Genomic DNA, 16,538 nt, shown 5'->3' on the forward strand with positions numbered 1-16,538 from the left:
GCCGGAGCCCGGCGTCGACCTGGCGGACAAGGTCCTCGCTGATGACGTCGGCAGCGAACAGGTACACCGGCAATGCACCAAAAGATCCTCGACGGCAGCCCCCGCCCGAGGCCCGGTCGCACACTCACGACCGGGCCTCTGGCGCGTCAGCCTCGCGGGTCCTCGTGGACGCTGAGCGAGCTGAGGATCGGCTCGCCGTCGCCGAGCTCGCCGACCAGCTCGACCGTCAGGTCACCGCCCGGATGGGTGACCGTGGCGGTACGCGTGTCGGCGGTGAGCCGGCCCACCGCCTCGTGCACGTCGTGCTCGTAGAGCGCGACCTCACCGTCCACCAGCACGTCGAAGGTGCGCGCGCCCGCACCGACCCGGTCGAGCTCGGCAAAGCCGAGGCCCACCTGGTAGGTGCCGGCCGGTGCGTCCTCGAAGAGGTAGGAGAACGTGTGCCCGGTCCGCTGGGTGCGGAACAGGGTGTCGTCGTCCGTGCCTGCGATGCCGGCCCGCGTGGACAAGACTCGACCGCCCACGTGGCCCCACGTCGCGCCGGGCTTCCGCCGGTCGAGGGCCTGGTCGGCGGACCAGACCGTGCCGTCCGCCCCGGTGAGCCCCTTGCCGCCCACGTCGACTCCGAGCCAGTAGGCCGAAACGCCCAGCGTGGCGGGCAGCAGCTGCTCCGCGTCTCGTCCGGCGTCGGACGACACGAGGACGTCGCCGGTCAGCTTGCCCGGCGTGGTCGCCGCAGTGTCCACGGTCGCCGTAACCATCGTCGACTCGCCGACGGCGAGCGCCGCCGGGCTGTCCGGCGTCGCTCCGGAGAGGGCGAGCCAGGGCAGGTCCACGGCCCCGTCCTGCTCCGCGAACGACACCCGGAGCGGCGCCGAGCCCGTGTTGGTCACCTTCACCTCGGCGGTCGCGGTCTGGTCCGGTCCGAGGAGCCAGTCGAGCTCGTCACCCGAGACCTCGGCCACGCCCGTGGTCAGCTCGGTGTCGAGCGTCTCGGCCTGTCCGCCCTCGCCGAGGGTCACCGTGCGCGTCGCGGCCACGTAGTTCGGCGACCGGACCTCCACGGTGCTCTCGCCGAGCAGCGCCTGGGCCGTCCAGCGCCCCTGCTTCGTCGTGGTGATCGTCCGCGTACCGCCGTCCGGCGCCGTGAGCACGACGACGGCGCCCGCGACGGGCTTGCCGTCATTCGCGTCGGTGACGGTACCTTCGAGCGTTCCCGACGCCGGAAGGACGTACTCGAGGCCCGTGCCCGCGCCGAGCACGGCCTGGTTGTACGAGTAGACCTGGTGGGCGTCCGTCAGGCTCTCGACGCCGACCGTGGCCGACGAACCCTGGGTAAGCGGGTTCTCACCGCCCACGCCCGGGCCGTAGCCGATCTGGATCCGCCCGTCCGCCACCAGCGTGACCGAGAAGCTGATCCGCTCCTCGGGCGCGTCCTGGAAGGTGACGTCCCGGTACTCGATGACCTGTGCATCCACGCCGTCCACCTCGGTCACGCCGATGTAGATGCCCGCCGCGTCATCGACCTCCAGGGTGTCCCAGAACGGGTAGATCGCGTCGGCGCCGTCGGACGACGGCAGGTCGGAGTTCTGCCCGCTCCCTCGATACCTGTCGAAGGTCAGCGCCCCGGCGGGCGACACGCACACCCCGTCCCACGCGGTGTCGTAGAAGGGGAAGTCAAAGGTGAAGAACAGCGGCCCGCACCCGCTGGTGCCGGTCCACGGCGTCCGCGTGGTGCCCTCCCGGTACAGACCGGTGGTGACCTTCTGCTCATAGGTGCGGCCGGCGGGCGACACGGGGACGTCCTCCGGCCGCTCCGGCTCGGCCGGCTCCTGCGGCCCCTCGCCCGCGGCGCGCGGGTCGAGGGTCACGAGCAGCGTCGCGATGCTCGGGGCCCGCAGGCCGTTCGTCCCCCGCAGCTCGACGGTCAGCGGGCCGCCGTCGTGCTCGACGACGGCGGTGCGCACGTCCGCCGTCCGCTGGCCGGCGGTACCAGCCGGGTCGTAGGCGTAGTGCGTCAGGGCGCCGTCGACGAGCACGTCGAACACCCGCTTTCCCCGCGCTGCCCGCTCGATTTCCGCGAACCCGAGATCGACCCGGTAGCTGCCGGCGGGGGCGTCGTCGAACGAGTAGGTCAGATCCCTGCGCGCCGGGGTGCGCTGGGTCTGGAACAGCGCGTCGTCCGCCGTGCCTGCGATGGCGGACCGCGTGGAGACGGTCCGGGTATGGCCCTCGTAGCCCCAGCCGCCGTCGCGGTGGGCCTGGTCGGCCGACCAGGCGAAGCCCGCACCGTCCGTGAGGACGCCACCGCCCGCGTTCACGGCCACCTGGTACGCGGTGGTCGTCACGGTGACGGGCACGTACTCCTTGGACTGCCGGCCCGCGTCGGAACGCACCACGATGTTCGCGGCGAGCGTCCCGGCGTCGACGCCGTCCGTGGAGACGGCGACGTCGACAGTGGTCGACTCCCCCGGTGCGAGCGTGCCGTGGGTCGTGGACAGGGACAGCCACGGCAGGTCGGTGACCTGGTCGTCCTCGACGTCGACGAGCAGCACCTCGTCCGAGATCTGGTCGGTGGCCCACAGGGCGCCGCTGGCGTCGGTGGCCAGGCCGCCGCCCTGGTAGCCCTTGCGATCCGGGAACCACCAGGCGTTGACCAGCGAGCAGTCGACCGGGTCCACCTGGAGCAGGCGGCTGTCCCGGGCGGCACGGTCGGTGTACCAGATCGTGTCGGAGGCCTCGTTGTACGCCAGGCCCATGACCTGGGGCAGCGGCGGCGCACAGTAGGACAGCAGCTCGCCCGGCGTCTCGTGGGACGTACCGGCGACCGTCCCGATCAGGCCGTTGGCCCGGCCGCCCACGTAGAACACGTCACGGCCCGCGTCGTAGGCCAGACCCGTGAGCTGCACCGTGGACCAGTCGCCCTTGATCTCACGCGTCTTGACACCGGTCTCGGTGTCGAAACAGTGGATGTAGCTGGCCCGGCTGTCCTCCATCTGGCACATGTCGCCGGTCCGCGTGTCGAGCTCCAGGTCGAAGGCCCGGTAGTCCGGGTTCCAGTCGGCCGCGAACGTCTTGCCGGTCTTCTTGCCGGTGACAGTGAAGGCCGTGTTGGTCCTGGCCTCGTAGTCGTGGACCCAGACGTCGCCGTCGTAGCCGAGGCCGGTCGGTTCGCCGTCGTCCACGTTCCCCGACGGCTTGAACCGGGTGATCACGTCGCCGCCGGCGAGCGTGTCGGTGGCGAGCGTGTCCGCGTCCGCGTTCTTGTCCGCCGCCGCGTCCGCCTGCGCAACGTCCGCGCTCGACGCCGCGTGCCGCTGGTCGGCACCTGCCTCCCAGGCGTCCAGGTCGATGCTGCTCCTGGTGCCCTTCAGGGTGCTCGTGGTCGCCCCGGCACCGTCCAGCTCGGGGTGCCGCGCCACCTCGGCCAGGTCGAACGTGACCGGGGCCGACCCGGTGTTGGTCAGCGTGAGCGACCCCGTGCTGTGCTGGCCCGTGCCGAGCAGGGTTTCCAGGCCGTCGGCCGCCAGGTCCGCGACGCCCGTGGTGATGCGCGCGTCGACCCGCGCCTTGCCGTAGAGCTCGCCGAGCGAGAACTCGTACGACCGCGTGACGTAGTCCGGCGCGGAGACCGTCATGGTGTAGTCCCCGGTCGGGAGCTGGCGGTGCACCCGCCCGGTGCCGTTCGTCACGACGCTCTCCACGAGCTTGCCGTCCCGGGTGAAGGCCACGTCGGCACCCTCGACCGGCAGCCCGTCGTTGTCGTCGACGATCGTGGCGTCCAGGTAGCCGAAGTCGGGCAGGTCGTAGGTGACCACGAGCCCGTCGTGCAGCACCGGGGCGTCCTCCGAGAACCGGATGCCGTCCACGCCCGCCCAGCCCTGGATCCCGGTCGTGGCTGTCGAGCCGGCGCTGAGCGGGCCGTCCTCCCCCACGCCGTCGCCGTAGGCGAGGATCACCGTGCCCGAGCGGGTGATCGTGGCCGAGAAGCTGATCCGGGCCGTGGTGATGTTGTCGACCGCCTCCGCCTGGACGTTCCGGTACTCGATCACGAAGGCGTCCTGGCCGTCGACGGTGGTGGTGCCCGTGTAGACGCCGCCCTGCTCGTCGATCGTCAGCGGCCGGCTGATCCAGAACGGGAGGATGGCCGCCCCACCGGTGCCCGGCCCGGCCGGGTCGGAGAGGCTGGTCGAGATGAGCCCGCGCCTGCCGACGGCGAGGGTGTCGTGCGTGCCGTTGTAGAAGGCGACCGGGAACGGCAGGGCCACCTCGGTCATCATCCCGCTGGTCCGGAGCGCGACCTTGTCGGTACCCCGGCGGTAGTCGCTCTCCGACACCGTGCAGCTGTACCCGCCGAGATCCACGACGCGGCCCACCGTGACGGTGAGGGACTCGGCGCCGTCCACCGCGAACGCCGTTGTCGCGGGCGACAGGCAGGCGTTCGGGCGCACGGCGAGCGTGTAGTCGCCCTCGGGGACGGCGGGGACGGTGAAGGTCCCGTCGGCACCGGTACGGACGACGTCGAGCGGGGTGCCGTCCACGGCCACGTCGGCGTTCGGGACGGGCGCGCCGTCCGGGTCGACCACGGTGCCGGTCACGTCGTGCCGCGACGCGGCGGTGAGCGTCGCGTCGAGCGTGCTCGTCTCGTCGACCGCCACCGTCACCCCCGCGGAGGTGGGCAGGTAGCCGAAGGCGCTGGTGGTCACCTCGTAGTCGCCTGCGATCGCGTTCAGGGTGTAGCTGCCGTCGCGGCCCGTGACGGTCCGGGGCGAGTGGCGGCCCTCCGCGGCGACGGTGGCGCCTGCGACGGGCGCGCCGTCGGCGTCGGTCACCGTACCGGCCAGGGTGCCGGCTCCGCCGGAGGCGAGGGCCTCCTGCACCAGGGCGAGGGCGTCGATCTTGCCCTCGCCCCAGACGTTGTTGTCCGCGGCCGTGCCGCCGCAGGTCAGGTCCTCGGTGTCGTGCGCGGTGCCGTCCAGCAGGGTCATGGTGCCCTCGATGTCACCGACCAGGCTGGGCACGGCGCTCCACAGCAGCGCCACGACGCCGGCCACGTGCGGGGCCGCCATCGAGGTGCCGTTGCTCGTGCCGTAGCCGCCGCCGGGCACCGACGAGAGCACGTCGACGCCAGGCGCCGCGATGTTGGGGTTCAGCTTGCCGTCGCTGCCCGGGCCGCGTGACGAGAAGTACGCGATGTCGCCCGCCGCGTCGTACGCGCCCACGGAGTAGGTGTGCGGGTAGCGCGCGGGGAGCCGGCCGGACTCGCAGCCGTCCTCGCCCTCGTTGCCCGCGGCCCAGACGCCGAACATCCCGGCGGCCTCCCACGCCTCGGTCTCGTCGCCCATCCAGTCGGCGATCGGGAGCGAGTCCTCCTGCGACTGCGGGATGCCCCACGAGTTGTTCACCACGTGCGGGCGCATCGCGGGGTCGGGGTCGCTGCCGTCGGCGCGGGTGGGCGCCAGGAGCCACTGCGCGCTGCGCAGGTAGTCGGCGCGCTCGATCGAGCCGTTGCACCGGTCCACGCAGTTTGTCGCGATCCACCGGGCGTCCGGCGCGACGCCGATCTGGTGGTCCGCGCCGTCGTCGCCCACCATCGTGCCCATCGTGTGCGTGCCGTGGCCGCCCGTCTGGTTGATGATCGGGTCGCACGGTGAGCCGCCGCACAGGCCGGGGCGGTCGTACCAGTTGTAGTCGTTCTCGACCGACCCGTCGGGCTGCATACCACGGTACTTCGCCCGCAGCGCGGGATGCTCCAGGTCCACACCCGTGTCGAACCCTGCCACGGTGATCCCCTCACCGGTGAACCCGAGGTCCCAGACGTCGTCCGCGTTCATCTCGTCGATGCCCCAGGTGACGGAGCCCTCGGCGGCCTCGGCGGCCTGAGCTGCCCGCTCGTTCGCCGCCGTGCGGCCCGTGGGGGCCGCCGACCCGGTCGGCGGGTCTACCAGCTCCATCGCGATCTCCTCGTGCACGAGGGCGACGTCGCTCCTGGCGGCGACACGCTCGGCGAGCGCCTCGGTACCGTCCTGGACGTGGATCGCGTTGCTGATCCAGAACGTCTGGTACTCGACGCCTGCGGCGTCGAGCTGGGCGGTCACGCCGGCCTGGGATGCCTCGGAGTTCTCGACCAGGGCGTCGTAGACGTACTGCCCACGCTCACCCCAGTCCGCGATGTCCGTGGCGGGCTCCAGGTCCGGCCGGTCGGCGAGCTGGACCCAGAAGTCGGCGCGCACCTCCTCGGCCAGCGTCTCGGCCACCTCGTCGGTGACCTTCTCGGCCGGTCGGTCGGGGCCCGCGGGCGGCGTCGGATCGGTGGCCGGTGCGGCCCCCGCCGACGGCACGGCCCACAGGGCCGTGGTCAGGACGGTGGCGGCGGACAGGACTGCCGCCACCGCCCTTCGGGCATGCGAACGTGGTATGAGCACGTGGTCTCCTGAGCTAGGTACGGAGCTTGTGGGACGGCGTGGTCAGCCGCAGCGCTTCGCGCCGGAGGCGACCGCCAGGCCGGTGACGGACGTCGCGGAGGACTTGAAGACGACGGTCCGCCCCGGGCCCGCCGCGGCGAACATCTGCGCGCCCGGGCTGCACGAGGCCTCCCCGAGGTACCGGCCGTCGAGCGTGTACTGCTTCAGGCGCGGCATGAGCGCGTCCGTCGGCATCGTGGCGGACTGCCACGCCTCCTTCGGCGCGTCCTCGGTGACCGTGAGCGTCGTGTCGGACGCCGTCAGCACCCAGGCCCGCTTCGGCTCGGGCGACGTGGTCTCGTGGAACAGGATCTCGCTCTCACCCGTGGCGAACGTGTACGCCCGCACGGAGTTGTTCCATGCCCCGGCCTCCGTGTACCCCGGGTCGAGGTCGGTCACCCAGTAGACGCCCTTGGTCGTGAGCGACGGGTAGCTGACGCTCTCCGCCCCCGCGTCCAGGCCGGCCACCGCGGTCTCGCCGGTGCGGGTGTCGTGTACCTCGACGCCGAGCGCCCAGTCCCAGCTCCAGTCGTCGTGCAGGAAGATCTCGTACCGCACGAAGGCGATCCGGCCGGCCTTCACGACGGGTGCGGACGGGCTGCCGACCCAGTCACGCTCCACGGTGTGCACCTGCGCCGAGCGGCCCTTGAGGTAGCGCACGTCCTCGATCCGTGCCTCGTAGTCCGACTCCGACCAGGCGACGAGGTCCCCGTCCATGCCCAGTCCGGTGATCCGGGCCGTCGTGCTGTACAGCTCGGTCACCTGCCCGCCGGACAGCGGGGCGGACATGATCCGCGCGTCCGCGTAGTCCGCGGCGACCGACAGCCACACGACCCGCCGGCCGTCCGTCTGCGCGAAGCTGTTGAACCGGCCGTCGTCCGCGGAGACGCGCCGGGCCTCGCCCCGTCCGTTGGTACGGCCCACCCAGATCGACGTCGGCTCGGTGCCGTCGGCGCTCGAGCGCGGGACCGCCCACCAGCCGCCGCCCGTGGCGGGCTGCATGTCGACGTAGAGCCCGGTGTCCAGTCGGTCCAGGAGCAGGTTCGTGCCCTTGCCGGGCAGGTTCTTCTCCCACTGCTCGGTGACGCCGCGCACGTCGAACGCCCGTTCCACGGCCTTGAGCTGCTTGCCCTTGAGCCCGTAGGACCGCGCCGAGGCGATGACCGCCTCGCGTCCGTCGACGAAGTCGGACAGCGGCGTCAGGTACTCGGTCAGCGCCCGGTAGACGATCTTGTCGGCCGTCTCGCCGCCCAGCGCCTCACGGACGTCCCACAGGGCACCTGAGAGGATCGTCGAGTTCAGGTGCACGCCGCCGTTGTCGAACTGGCCGGTCTCGATGAGGTGGTGGAAGTCCGCCGTCGTCATGCCGTCGTCGAGGTCCCGCAGGGCGCAGTCGGCCGGAGCCGTGGTGCGGCACAGGTCGCCGCCGAGCAGGCTCGCCTCCGGGTCGCTCATCGAGATCCCGGACACGTCGACGTCGATCGCGTTGCCGAAGTAGTCGGCGATGGCCTCGTTCAGCGCCCCCTGCTGCCCGCTGTAGAGGAAGCCCGCGGTGTGCTCCACGACACCGTGCGTCATCTCGTGACCGACGACGTCGAGGTCAGCGGCGAGCGACTTGTACTCGGCGTCGCCGGTGCCGTAGACCATCTTGCTGCCGTCCCAGAAGGCGTTCACGAAGGGGTTGCCCCCGTAGGTGATCCCGACGAACGAGTCGATCGCCATGCCGTCGTCGTCGAGGCTGTCCCGCCCGTGCTCCGCCTGGTAGTACTCCAGGACCCGCGCCGCCGCCCAGTGGGCGTCCACCGCGCCGAGATCTGTCAGGTCGGCACCCAGCGTGCTGGAGGGCGACACGAACGGCGCGATCCCCTCGGGCCACGTGCCCGCCGTGTCGAAGTAGTCGTTGCTCGTCGCGTCCCAGGTGGTCACCGGGACGGTCCGACCGTCCGCGAGGGTGTGCGTGAGGTCGGCCGTGCGGTAGGTGCCCGTGGCGTCGTCCCGCTGCAGCGCCACCTCCACGACGGTGCCGTCCGCCTTGCTACCTGTCCCCACGACGGCTGTGACGCCAGTACCCGACGGCGGCGGCTCGGTCACCTCCGCGGTGTCCGTCCCTGCTGCTCCCTCGGTGAGCCGGCCCGGTGCCGCCAGCGTGCGCACGCGGCTCGAGCTGAGGAGCGCGGCCCCCGTCGCGGCGTCGACCCACACGTCCGTGAGCACGGGCTCGGCCGTGCCGGGTGCGGTCCCGCGGACGACGACGTGCCGGGCCAGGACGCCCGACCCGGTGGGCACAACCGCGAGGCCCTCGTCGGTCCCCTTCAGGCCCGCCGCGCCGGCCGACGGCGTGCTGCCCGGGCGGACCCCGCCCGCCACGACGGCGAGCCCCGCGGACAGACTCTTGCCTGTCTGCTCGACGGCCCGCTCGACGGCGGCCGCCGCGGGCAGGACCGGCGCGGTCGTGTCGACGTCGAGCTCCGTGAAGTAGGAGCCCGAGGTACCCGTCACGGTCCGCTCGCCGTCCCGCTTCTCCATGCGGACGACGTACTGGCCGCCCACCACGGGCAGCTTCCGGTACCGCTGGTCCAGGCGGACCGTCTCGCGGGTTCCCTCCCGCTGGACGTCCGCCGTGGCCAGCGTGGCGTCGGCATCGGCGATCCCGTAGCGCGACCGGTGCCCCTCGAGGTGCGTCCTGGCCGCCGTCGCCGGAGCGAGATCCGCCCGGACGGGCTCGTCGAGCCCGTCCACGAGCGCTGGGGTGTCGGTGGCGGAAGTGTCGGTCCCGGACGTGTCGGTGGCGGACACCATCTCCTGCCCGGCCGGTGCCGCGTGAGCCGTGGGGATCCCGGCCCCGAGCAGCGCGGCCGCCGCCACCAGCGCGACGGCGCGGTGTGGTCTCTGGATGCGCATGGTTCCTCCTTCGGCCCTCACGGACCGGTCGCAGTGATGAGAACCGCGTCCTTGCGTCCTCCAGTGGGACAACTGTGTGATCCCTGGACATCGCGAACAAGGAGAAGAATGCGCACCTGCGCAGATGAGCAGCGGGGCGGCGACTACGCGCGCGTACGCGTCAGCAGGCCCTGCTCGGCGGCGAACAGCCCGATCTGGAACCGTGTGCGGGCGCCCAACCTCTCCGCGAGCGCGGTGACCTCCGCCTGGACGGTGCGCCGGCTGATGTCGAGGGTCCGGGCGATCGCCTCGTCCGTCAGCCCGCCCGCCATGAGGTCGAGGATGGACCTGGTCCGCTGCTCCAGCTGCAGCCGCGTCACCGGCTTCGAGGGCGCGTCGTGGTGCGGCTCCGGTCCGGTGTCGGCGTCCGCCCACATCGACTGGGGCAGCGCGTTGTTCCAGACCCGCTCGAAGAGCTCGGCGAGCGCTTCCACCAGCGCGGGGGCGCGCACCACGAGGGAGGCGGCCCCGGCGTCGTCCCCGCTCGCGGGCAGCATCGCGATCTTCTGGTCCACGAGCACGAGCTTGAGCGGGACCTGCGGCGACAGCCGCACCCCGGCCCCGGTCGACCGCCCGCCGAGGGCCGTGCCCAGCGAGACCGGGTCGGTGAACGTCGCGCTCTCGTAGACGCTGCGCATCTGGACGCCCGGGTCCATGGGCGGCCGGTCCACCTGGTCGAGCAGTTGTGTGGTGGGCTGGAGGTACGGGGGCCGGGCCAGGTGTAGCACCTCGTGCGTCGCGGTCTCCATCAGGTGCCAGTACATGGAACTGACCTGCTGGGTCCCGAGCACGACATCGACGAGCCCGGTCGGGTCGGCCTGGCCCGTCGACTCCTGGTACGCGCGCTCCAGCTCGTCGAGGTGCACCTCCCAGAGCGCGACCTCGAGGCGCCGTCTGGCAAGCAGGGTCGTGAGCACCGACCGTGGCGGGAGCGCCGCCCAGCGCGTGCCGTCCCCGCCCGGGGAAGGGACCCGCACCACGAGCCGGTCCCGTTCGAGCGTGGTCAGGGCCGTGCGCACCGTGGCGTCATCGAGGCCCGTGGCCTCGGTCACGGTCGGTTCGTCGGCGGCATCCCGCCCTACCAGGTGCTCCAGCACCCGGACCGCAGGCGGTGCGGTCGTCTGGAGCGAGCGGTGCAGGTCGTCCGGGATCATGGTGCTGCCTCCTTGGCACGGGTCGTCGCACCAAGCCCCCATCGCCTCGGCGACGGGCGGTCGCCGTGACTCGCCCGCTGAGTTTTCGCCAGACCCTAGCTCGTTGCCGCAGGCACTCGAGCTGATTTCACCCGGTCGACTGTCCCGACATCGGCGTTGCGCCCGACGACGGTGCCGTCGCCGGAGACAACCCTTGTTCCGCGGGAGGCTCCGACACTCAGCGCCGTTCGGGCGATCGGCGCGCGGGCGTCAGCCAGACGCGCTCTGGGTCATGCCTGTGCTGTCCCCGGTCAGCACCCCGGCCACCAGGAGGCCGGCCAGGCGGGCGGCATCGTAGTCAGGGTCGTTGCCGCCGCCGATGCAGAGGTTCCCGATGCCGCGCATGAGCATGTACCCGGACACCCGGCCGGAGGCCTCCGGTTCGAGTGCGGCGTCGAGCAGGGCGTCGCAGACCGGGACGAGCCGGTCCACGAAGTACTGGTGCAGGGTGTTCACGCCCTCGGTGTCGGGCCCGAGGGCACCGGCAAGCCCGTGCTTGGTCACGAGGAAGTCGACGAAGCCGGCCGCCCAACGCTGGAGGGCGACTCCGGGGTCGTCGGACTCGCGCAGGAGTGCAGGGCCTGCTTCAGCCAGCGCCTCTACCTGGTGCTGATACACCGCAGCTACCAGTGCGGGACGCGTGGGGAAGTGCCGGTAGATCGTCCCCATGCCCACCCCCGCGCGTTCGGCGATCAGCCGCACAGGCGCATCCACGCCGTCCGTCACGAAGACGGCGGCGGCAGCCTCCAGCAGGGTCTGTTCGTTGCGCCTGGCATCGACGCGCTTCACGCGGTGTGTCGAGCCGGCAGGACCGGGAGTCGTCATAGGGCACCTTCGTCGAGGCTTGCAAAACGGAGCGCTGCTCCGTATCGTTTCGGAGCGGCGCTCCGCTTCGATTGTGCTCGGCGGAGGCCCCGAACGCAAAGGACGAGTGATCTCCCATGGATGCTGCTCCCGCTACGACCGACACCCCGGTCGTCCATACCTTCGACGCCGTCGTCGGCGCCGGTGACCCGGTCGTCTCGGTCGCCCCGGTGCGCCTCGACGCACCGGGGCGGGCGCTTCCGCTCGACGTGCGCGTCTCCGCCCCCGTGACCGGGCAGCACCTCCCGGTGCTCCTGTTCTCGCACGGCAACGGGTGGTCGCTCGACGGCTACGCACCCCTCACGAGCTTCTGGGCCTCTCGCGGGTTCGTCGTCGTCCAGCCGACGCACCTGGACTCCCGTCGCGACGGCATCGCCTTCGACCACCCCGGGTTCGGACAGGTCTGGACCGAGCGGCATGCCGACCTGGTGCGGACCATGGACCAGCTCGACACGATCGAACGTGCCCTACCAGGCCTTGCCGGGCGGGTCGATCGCGACCGGGTCGTCGCGGCCGGACACTCCTGGGGCGCCCAGACCGTGCAGATGCTGCTCGGCGCCCGCGTTCTCGACAGCACGGGCAAGGCCGGCCAGGACTACGCGGACCGGCGTGTGCGGGCCGGCGTGCTGCTGGCCGCCACCGGGACCGGGGGCGAGGAGCTGCACCCGTTCGCCCAGGAGCACTTCCCGTTCATGAACCCGTCGTTCACCGAGCTGACCACGCCCACGCTCGTGGTGGCCGGCGACCACGACCAGTCGAAGATGTCCAGCCGCGGCCCGGACTGGTTCACCGACGCGTACGTCCACAGCCCGGGCGCGACCGACCTGCTGACCCTGTTCGGCGCCGAGCACTCCCTGGGCGGCATCCCGAACTGGGAAGCCGCCGAGACCACCGACGAGAACCCGGAGCGCGTCGCGGTCCTGCAGCGACTGACCACCGCCTACCTGCGCAGCACGCTGAACCCGGCAGACACCGGGTGGGGAAAGGCCACCGCAGCACTGGCCGAGACCGGTGCGGCACTCGGCCGCATCGACAGCAAGTAGTCCGAAGCGCGTAACCCCGAGGAATCACCGCCAGGAGAAGGTTCACATGCCGGGATGGACACCCGCCCAGCTCGCCAGGGTCGCCGCCACGGACGACTTCCACATCGCACCGTACCGCGAGGACGGGATCACACCTGGTACGGCGATCTGGGTCTGGTCCGTCCCCGTCGGTGACGCCGTCTACGTGCGAAGCAACAACCCGGCATCCCGATGGTTCGCCGCAGCCGTCCGCCAGAAGGCAGGTATGGCCTCCGGCGGCGGCTACGCCGGCCCGGTGACCTACGAGCACGTTACCGACGACGCCGTCAAGGACGCCGTCGACATAGCCTTCGCCACCAAGTATGGCGACGACCCACATTTCTCCGAGGACCTCCTCAGCCGATCCCGGGACCAGATAGCCAAACTTGTTCCCGACGCGACCCCGTCCTGACATGCATGCTGTGACGTGGTCGCCCGAGACGGCCACGGTGGCCGGTGTGTGCTCCGGCCTACGGCTCGCGGTCGTAGTCGCACCGGGCGAGCGGCTCTCGCCGGCCAGCGCCTCAACCGGCGTCGTGGTCCCGGTTCCCTCACTGCCTGACAAGGTCCTGCCGTGACCTGCACCCTTCGCCGCACCGGACCCGACGACGTTGGACCAACCCGCAGGCTAGCGTCCGAGGGTCGGTGTCAGGGTCTGGCTCTACGCTGCGACCCTTGAAGGCCTACGACATCCTCTTCGGGCACGAGCAGGACGCCCTCTCGATCTCGACCCACCCCGCGGGGACCCGAGCCCCGGTCCCGGACGCGTTCCGGGCTGGCTGGATCGGCACACGCGGGCCGCGCCTGGGTACGGCATGGCCCCGCGGCGCCCTGACGCGACTACCCATGATGCACGTCCTGACGCTCGAGCTCCCCGCGGAGTATCAGCGCCGCGGAGCAGTCCTGCCTGCCGTGTCCTTCTTCGCGGGCGAGGGGGACGCCGCCCGCCCGCTGGCGCCGGAGACGGACCTCGACGACCCGTTCTTCACCGACCTGACCACGGCCACCAAGAACCCGAACGAGCAGCAGTACACCGACGAGATGGGCTTTTCCTGGGCTCTCGTCTGGCTCACACCCGAGCAGCTCGCCTCCGGCCCCGGCGAGGTGCCCGCCGACCCGCGCCGCCCCGGTCAGCACGTCGCCGACGACGACGGCCCCAACGCCTGGGACCAGGACCACCCCACGGTCCCGGCCTGGCTCGTCGATCGGAAGGACCCCAACGCGGGCCGGGCGCCCGTCGACGACGCGCCCGCCGACGGCGACCCTGTCACCGGGTACCTGCCCCCGTACGGTGACGACGACGACCACGGGCTGCGCGACTGGGCCCGGCCGTTCGCCGACCCGTGCACGTGCCACCTCGGCGGCACGGCGATGCCGGTCCAGGAACTGCCCGAAGGGCTGACTCCTTACTACTTGGAGCTGGAAGAGCTGCCCGGCGTGAACATCGGCGGCGGGAACTGCCAGATCGACCTCGAGTCCGGGGTGTTCGACTGGGCTTGCTGAACCTCCGACCGTGCCTGGGCAAGGATTGTCGGCGACAACGCTTGAGCAGGCCCGCAGGAGGCACCAGCATGACTCAGCCCACCGAGATCGCCCCGAGGTCCAGCGGCGCGCGAGGAGGAGCGGGGGCCTGTGACCGTACCTGTGAGAGCAGGGCGCCTTACGGGTGGAGGCAGGTGACCATGTACGAATGAAAGGTTGCTCCGCCCTCGGACCGTGGGGCTCGGCTTCCGACTTCAGGACCGACCGCGCCATCGCCGCCCGTCACGTATCGAGCCGTGCACTGCGGGCCAGAACTGCCGGTCCACCTTCAAACGGGGCACTGTCCGGCTCTCGTCCAGCAGGACCTCACTGTCCGCCGCGCGTCCTCTCCGTTCGTTTTGTCTAGCCAGACTACATTCAAGCAAAGCGCTGTCCCAGGGGAAGACCAGACATGGTTTCTGAACTTAAGCCGCCGGACCCACCTGAACCGTCGGCGCTGGATCCGAAGCAAGAGACCGCACGGCAAACGGAACTTGAGGACCACGAGACCGACCAAGTCGTACGCGTTCTGCAAGGACTGCGGAACTGGCGCAAGGCCGAACGCCGCCTGAGCGAGGCATCCCGCCGCCATATGGAGCTCGGCCAGACCGACATACGTACATTGCGCTTCGTCATCGCCGCCCAGAACCGAGCACAGACGGTGACGCCGGGAGCAATCGCCACCCATCTGGGCATCACCTCCGCCTCGACGACGAAGTTGCTCCACAGACTTGCCAGAGCCGGTCACATCCGCCGGCTCCCCCATCCCTCCGACCGGCGCAGTCTCATCATCGAGGTCACGGAGGAGACCCGCCGGGTCGCCCTGCACACCGTGGGTGCTGACCACGGCCGTCGGTTCGAAGCCGCCGCTCGCTTGAGCCCGGTCGAGAGGGAGATCGTCGCCCGTTTCCTGGACGACCTGGCAAACATGGGAGACGAGACCTAGTACTACGGAACCACGTGGTCTCAGGTTCGCGGTGCCGCTTCGTCCCCAGCCGCCACCACGGCGGTGGCATCCAGTACTGCCCGAACCGCCGCACACAGGGCGGCGTGGCCGGAGTGCCGGCCGCCGGGAATGCGGCGGCGACCTCGGAGAGGATCTGCAGCGGCTCAAGGACCGTAGGGCTCGCGCTACCGGTCGAACTCCTCGCGCTCCGTGTAGCCCCCAGCTCCCACGTACAGTCCAACGACCTCAACCGCGTCGCGAGCTCGACAACCTCGGAATCACTCAACGATCTCCAGCGCGTCATCCGCCCTCGCACAACTGACATTTCGCAGATCCTGACACACGGTCAAGCACATCCGGGGCATCTCGAGCATCGCCCTCATGGTCGTTCAGCAGGGCTCTCAGTGCCGCCCTCGTGCCGGAACTCGGTACAGGGGCACACCTCGTCGCTGTACCGCTGGCTGTAGCCGTAGCTATCGTTGTTCCAGCTCGGGTGCCCGTAACGATGACGGCATCGGCCCCGGTAGTGCTCAGGTTCGAAGTGCCCGCACGTGGCGCACACCGGGTGCCTGACCACCGGGGGCAGGATGGGTCCGCTCCGCATGATCACCACGACGGCCACCGTGCCCACGATGATCGTCACGATCAGGGCGAGACCTATGGCATGAACCGCGCTCATAGTCCTGTCCCCCGTCATCGTGGCCGATCAGCCCCGCGCGAAACCCATATCGAACAATTCAACCATGCACGAACATTTCGCACACCTGACGATGGCGGTAGCCTGCCACCATGACCGCCCAGTCCGCGGCCGGGCCGTCCACGACCGGACCGTTCCTCCCCCAACGCAAGCCGTTGCACCGCAGGGTGTGGTTCTGGGTGGTGCTGGGCGTGCTGGCACTGCCGGTGCTCGCGATCGTCGGACTTGTCGTACTGTTCCTGACGACCGGCGGCTGGAGCGCCCCGAAGCCTCCGCCCGCAGCGCACGACTGCGGGGGCGCCATACGCGCCGCCGGGCTCAAGACCCTGCCCGTGGACGCGGACACGAACGGCGGCCCCGGCGCCGGGGCGACCTGTGCCTCCGGCGGCTTCCAGGACCCGTATGTCACCATCGACTTCGTCGCGCCCCAGGACGACGTCGACGCGTGGCTCCTGTCCGAGCTCCCCTGGACCGAGCCGGAGCCGGGGCACTGCGTCGACGGCGACACGTGCCTGCAGTTCAGCGGCGACGAGCTGGAGACGCTGGAGAACGGCTGGAACCTGAACATCAGCACGACCGACCAGGGCGACGGGACGGTCGCCGTGGCCGTCAGGGCCTTCACGATGTGACCACCTGGGCGGTCGGCATCTACGCGCTCGGGGCTCGGGCAGAGTGGCGGCCCTGACCCCACGTGGCCTAGTACTACAGCCGTAGATCGGGTCGATGGGCTGAGGTCATAGCTTGGACTATCGCTCTGGTGTTGGCGAGCCGGATGTTTGGTGGCCCTCCTGTCGCCGCTCCTGATAAATTTCGGCCGCTACATCCCCTATGTCCCGAGTCACACACAATCAA

At 71.0% G+C, this 16,538-nt stretch carries 9 protein-coding genes; 5 read left to right on the plus strand and 4 right to left on the minus strand.

Annotated features, from left to right (window positions below; genetic code table 11):
• Window positions 1–146: 146 nt before the first annotated feature.
• The 4 genes from ACNYC2_RS16975 to ACNYC2_RS16990 form a co-directional block, all read right to left on the minus strand.
• A complete protein-coding gene (locus tag ACNYC2_RS16975; protein WP_419702918.1) occupies window positions 147–6,425 on the minus strand; it encodes a carboxypeptidase regulatory-like domain-containing protein in 6,279 nt (2,092 codons plus the stop codon).
• A gap of 42 nt (window positions 6,426–6,467) precedes the next feature.
• Window positions 6,468–9,365, minus strand: a complete 2,898-nt coding sequence (locus ACNYC2_RS16980; protein ID WP_419702919.1) for a M4 family metallopeptidase — start codon at window positions 9,363–9,365, stop codon at window positions 6,468–6,470.
• 143 nt (window positions 9,366–9,508) lie between these two features.
• A complete protein-coding gene (locus tag ACNYC2_RS16985; RefSeq protein ID WP_419702920.1) occupies window positions 9,509–10,558 on the minus strand; it encodes a helix-turn-helix transcriptional regulator in 1,050 nt (349 codons plus the stop codon).
• Between the two features lie 249 nt (window positions 10,559–10,807).
• Window positions 10,808–11,422: a TetR/AcrR family transcriptional regulator gene (locus ACNYC2_RS16990; protein ID WP_419702921.1), complete on the minus strand. Its 615-nt coding sequence runs from the start codon at window positions 11,420–11,422 to the stop codon at window positions 10,808–10,810.
• 116 nt (window positions 11,423–11,538) lie between these two features.
• Here ACNYC2_RS16990 and ACNYC2_RS16995 point away from each other — a divergent pair, with 116 nt between their 5' ends.
• The 5 genes from ACNYC2_RS16995 (at window position 11,539) to ACNYC2_RS17015 (ending at window position 16,315) form a co-directional block, all read left to right on the plus strand.
• Window positions 11,539–12,504: an alpha/beta hydrolase family protein gene (locus ACNYC2_RS16995; RefSeq protein ID WP_419702922.1), complete on the plus strand. Its 966-nt coding sequence runs from the start codon at window positions 11,539–11,541 to the stop codon at window positions 12,502–12,504.
• Between the two features lie 46 nt (window positions 12,505–12,550).
• Complete coding sequence (locus ACNYC2_RS17000) at window positions 12,551–12,934, plus strand: DUF2255 family protein (RefSeq protein WP_419702923.1); 384 nt, start codon at window positions 12,551–12,553, stop codon at window positions 12,932–12,934.
• A 263-nt stretch (window positions 12,935–13,197) separates the two neighbouring features.
• Window positions 13,198–14,025 (plus strand): hypothetical protein, encoded by an 828-nt coding sequence (locus tag ACNYC2_RS17005; protein ID WP_419702924.1) that lies wholly within the window; start codon window positions 13,198–13,200, stop codon window positions 14,023–14,025.
• A 430-nt stretch (window positions 14,026–14,455) separates the two neighbouring features.
• A complete protein-coding gene (locus ACNYC2_RS17010) occupies window positions 14,456–14,989 on the plus strand; it encodes a MarR family winged helix-turn-helix transcriptional regulator (RefSeq protein ID WP_419702925.1) in 534 nt (177 codons plus the stop codon).
• A gap of 789 nt (window positions 14,990–15,778) precedes the next feature.
• On the plus strand, window positions 15,779–16,315 hold the full coding sequence (locus tag ACNYC2_RS17015; protein WP_419702926.1) for a hypothetical protein: 537 nt from the start codon (window positions 15,779–15,781) through the stop codon (window positions 16,313–16,315).
• Window positions 16,316–16,538 lie beyond the last annotated feature (223 nt).

It is taken from the genome of Promicromonospora sp. NFX87, from assembly GCF_048564965.1.
Taxonomy (GTDB): domain Bacteria; phylum Actinomycetota; class Actinomycetes; order Actinomycetales; family Cellulomonadaceae; genus Promicromonospora.

What these genes read in the sequence shown, in the direction of transcription:
- ACNYC2_RS16980 (WP_419702919.1), bottom strand. Translation starts at nt 9,365, where the DNA reads ATGCGCATCCAGAGACCACACCGCGCCGTCGCGCTGGTGGCGGCGGCC.
- ACNYC2_RS16985 (WP_419702920.1), bottom strand. Translation starts at nt 10,558, where the DNA reads ATGATCCCGGACGACCTGCACCGCTCGCTCCAGACGACCGCACCGCCT.
- ACNYC2_RS16990 (WP_419702921.1), bottom strand. Translation starts at nt 11,422, where the DNA reads ATGACGACTCCCGGTCCTGCCGGCTCGACACACCGCGTGAAGCGCGTC.
- ACNYC2_RS16995 (WP_419702922.1), top strand. Translation starts at nt 11,539, where the DNA reads ATGGATGCTGCTCCCGCTACGACCGACACCCCGGTCGTCCATACCTTC.
- ACNYC2_RS17000 (WP_419702923.1), top strand. Translation starts at nt 12,551, where the DNA reads ATGCCGGGATGGACACCCGCCCAGCTCGCCAGGGTCGCCGCCACGGAC.
- ACNYC2_RS17010 (WP_419702925.1), top strand. Translation starts at nt 14,456, where the DNA reads ATGGTTTCTGAACTTAAGCCGCCGGACCCACCTGAACCGTCGGCGCTG.
- ACNYC2_RS17015 (WP_419702926.1), top strand. Translation starts at nt 15,779, where the DNA reads ATGACCGCCCAGTCCGCGGCCGGGCCGTCCACGACCGGACCGTTCCTC.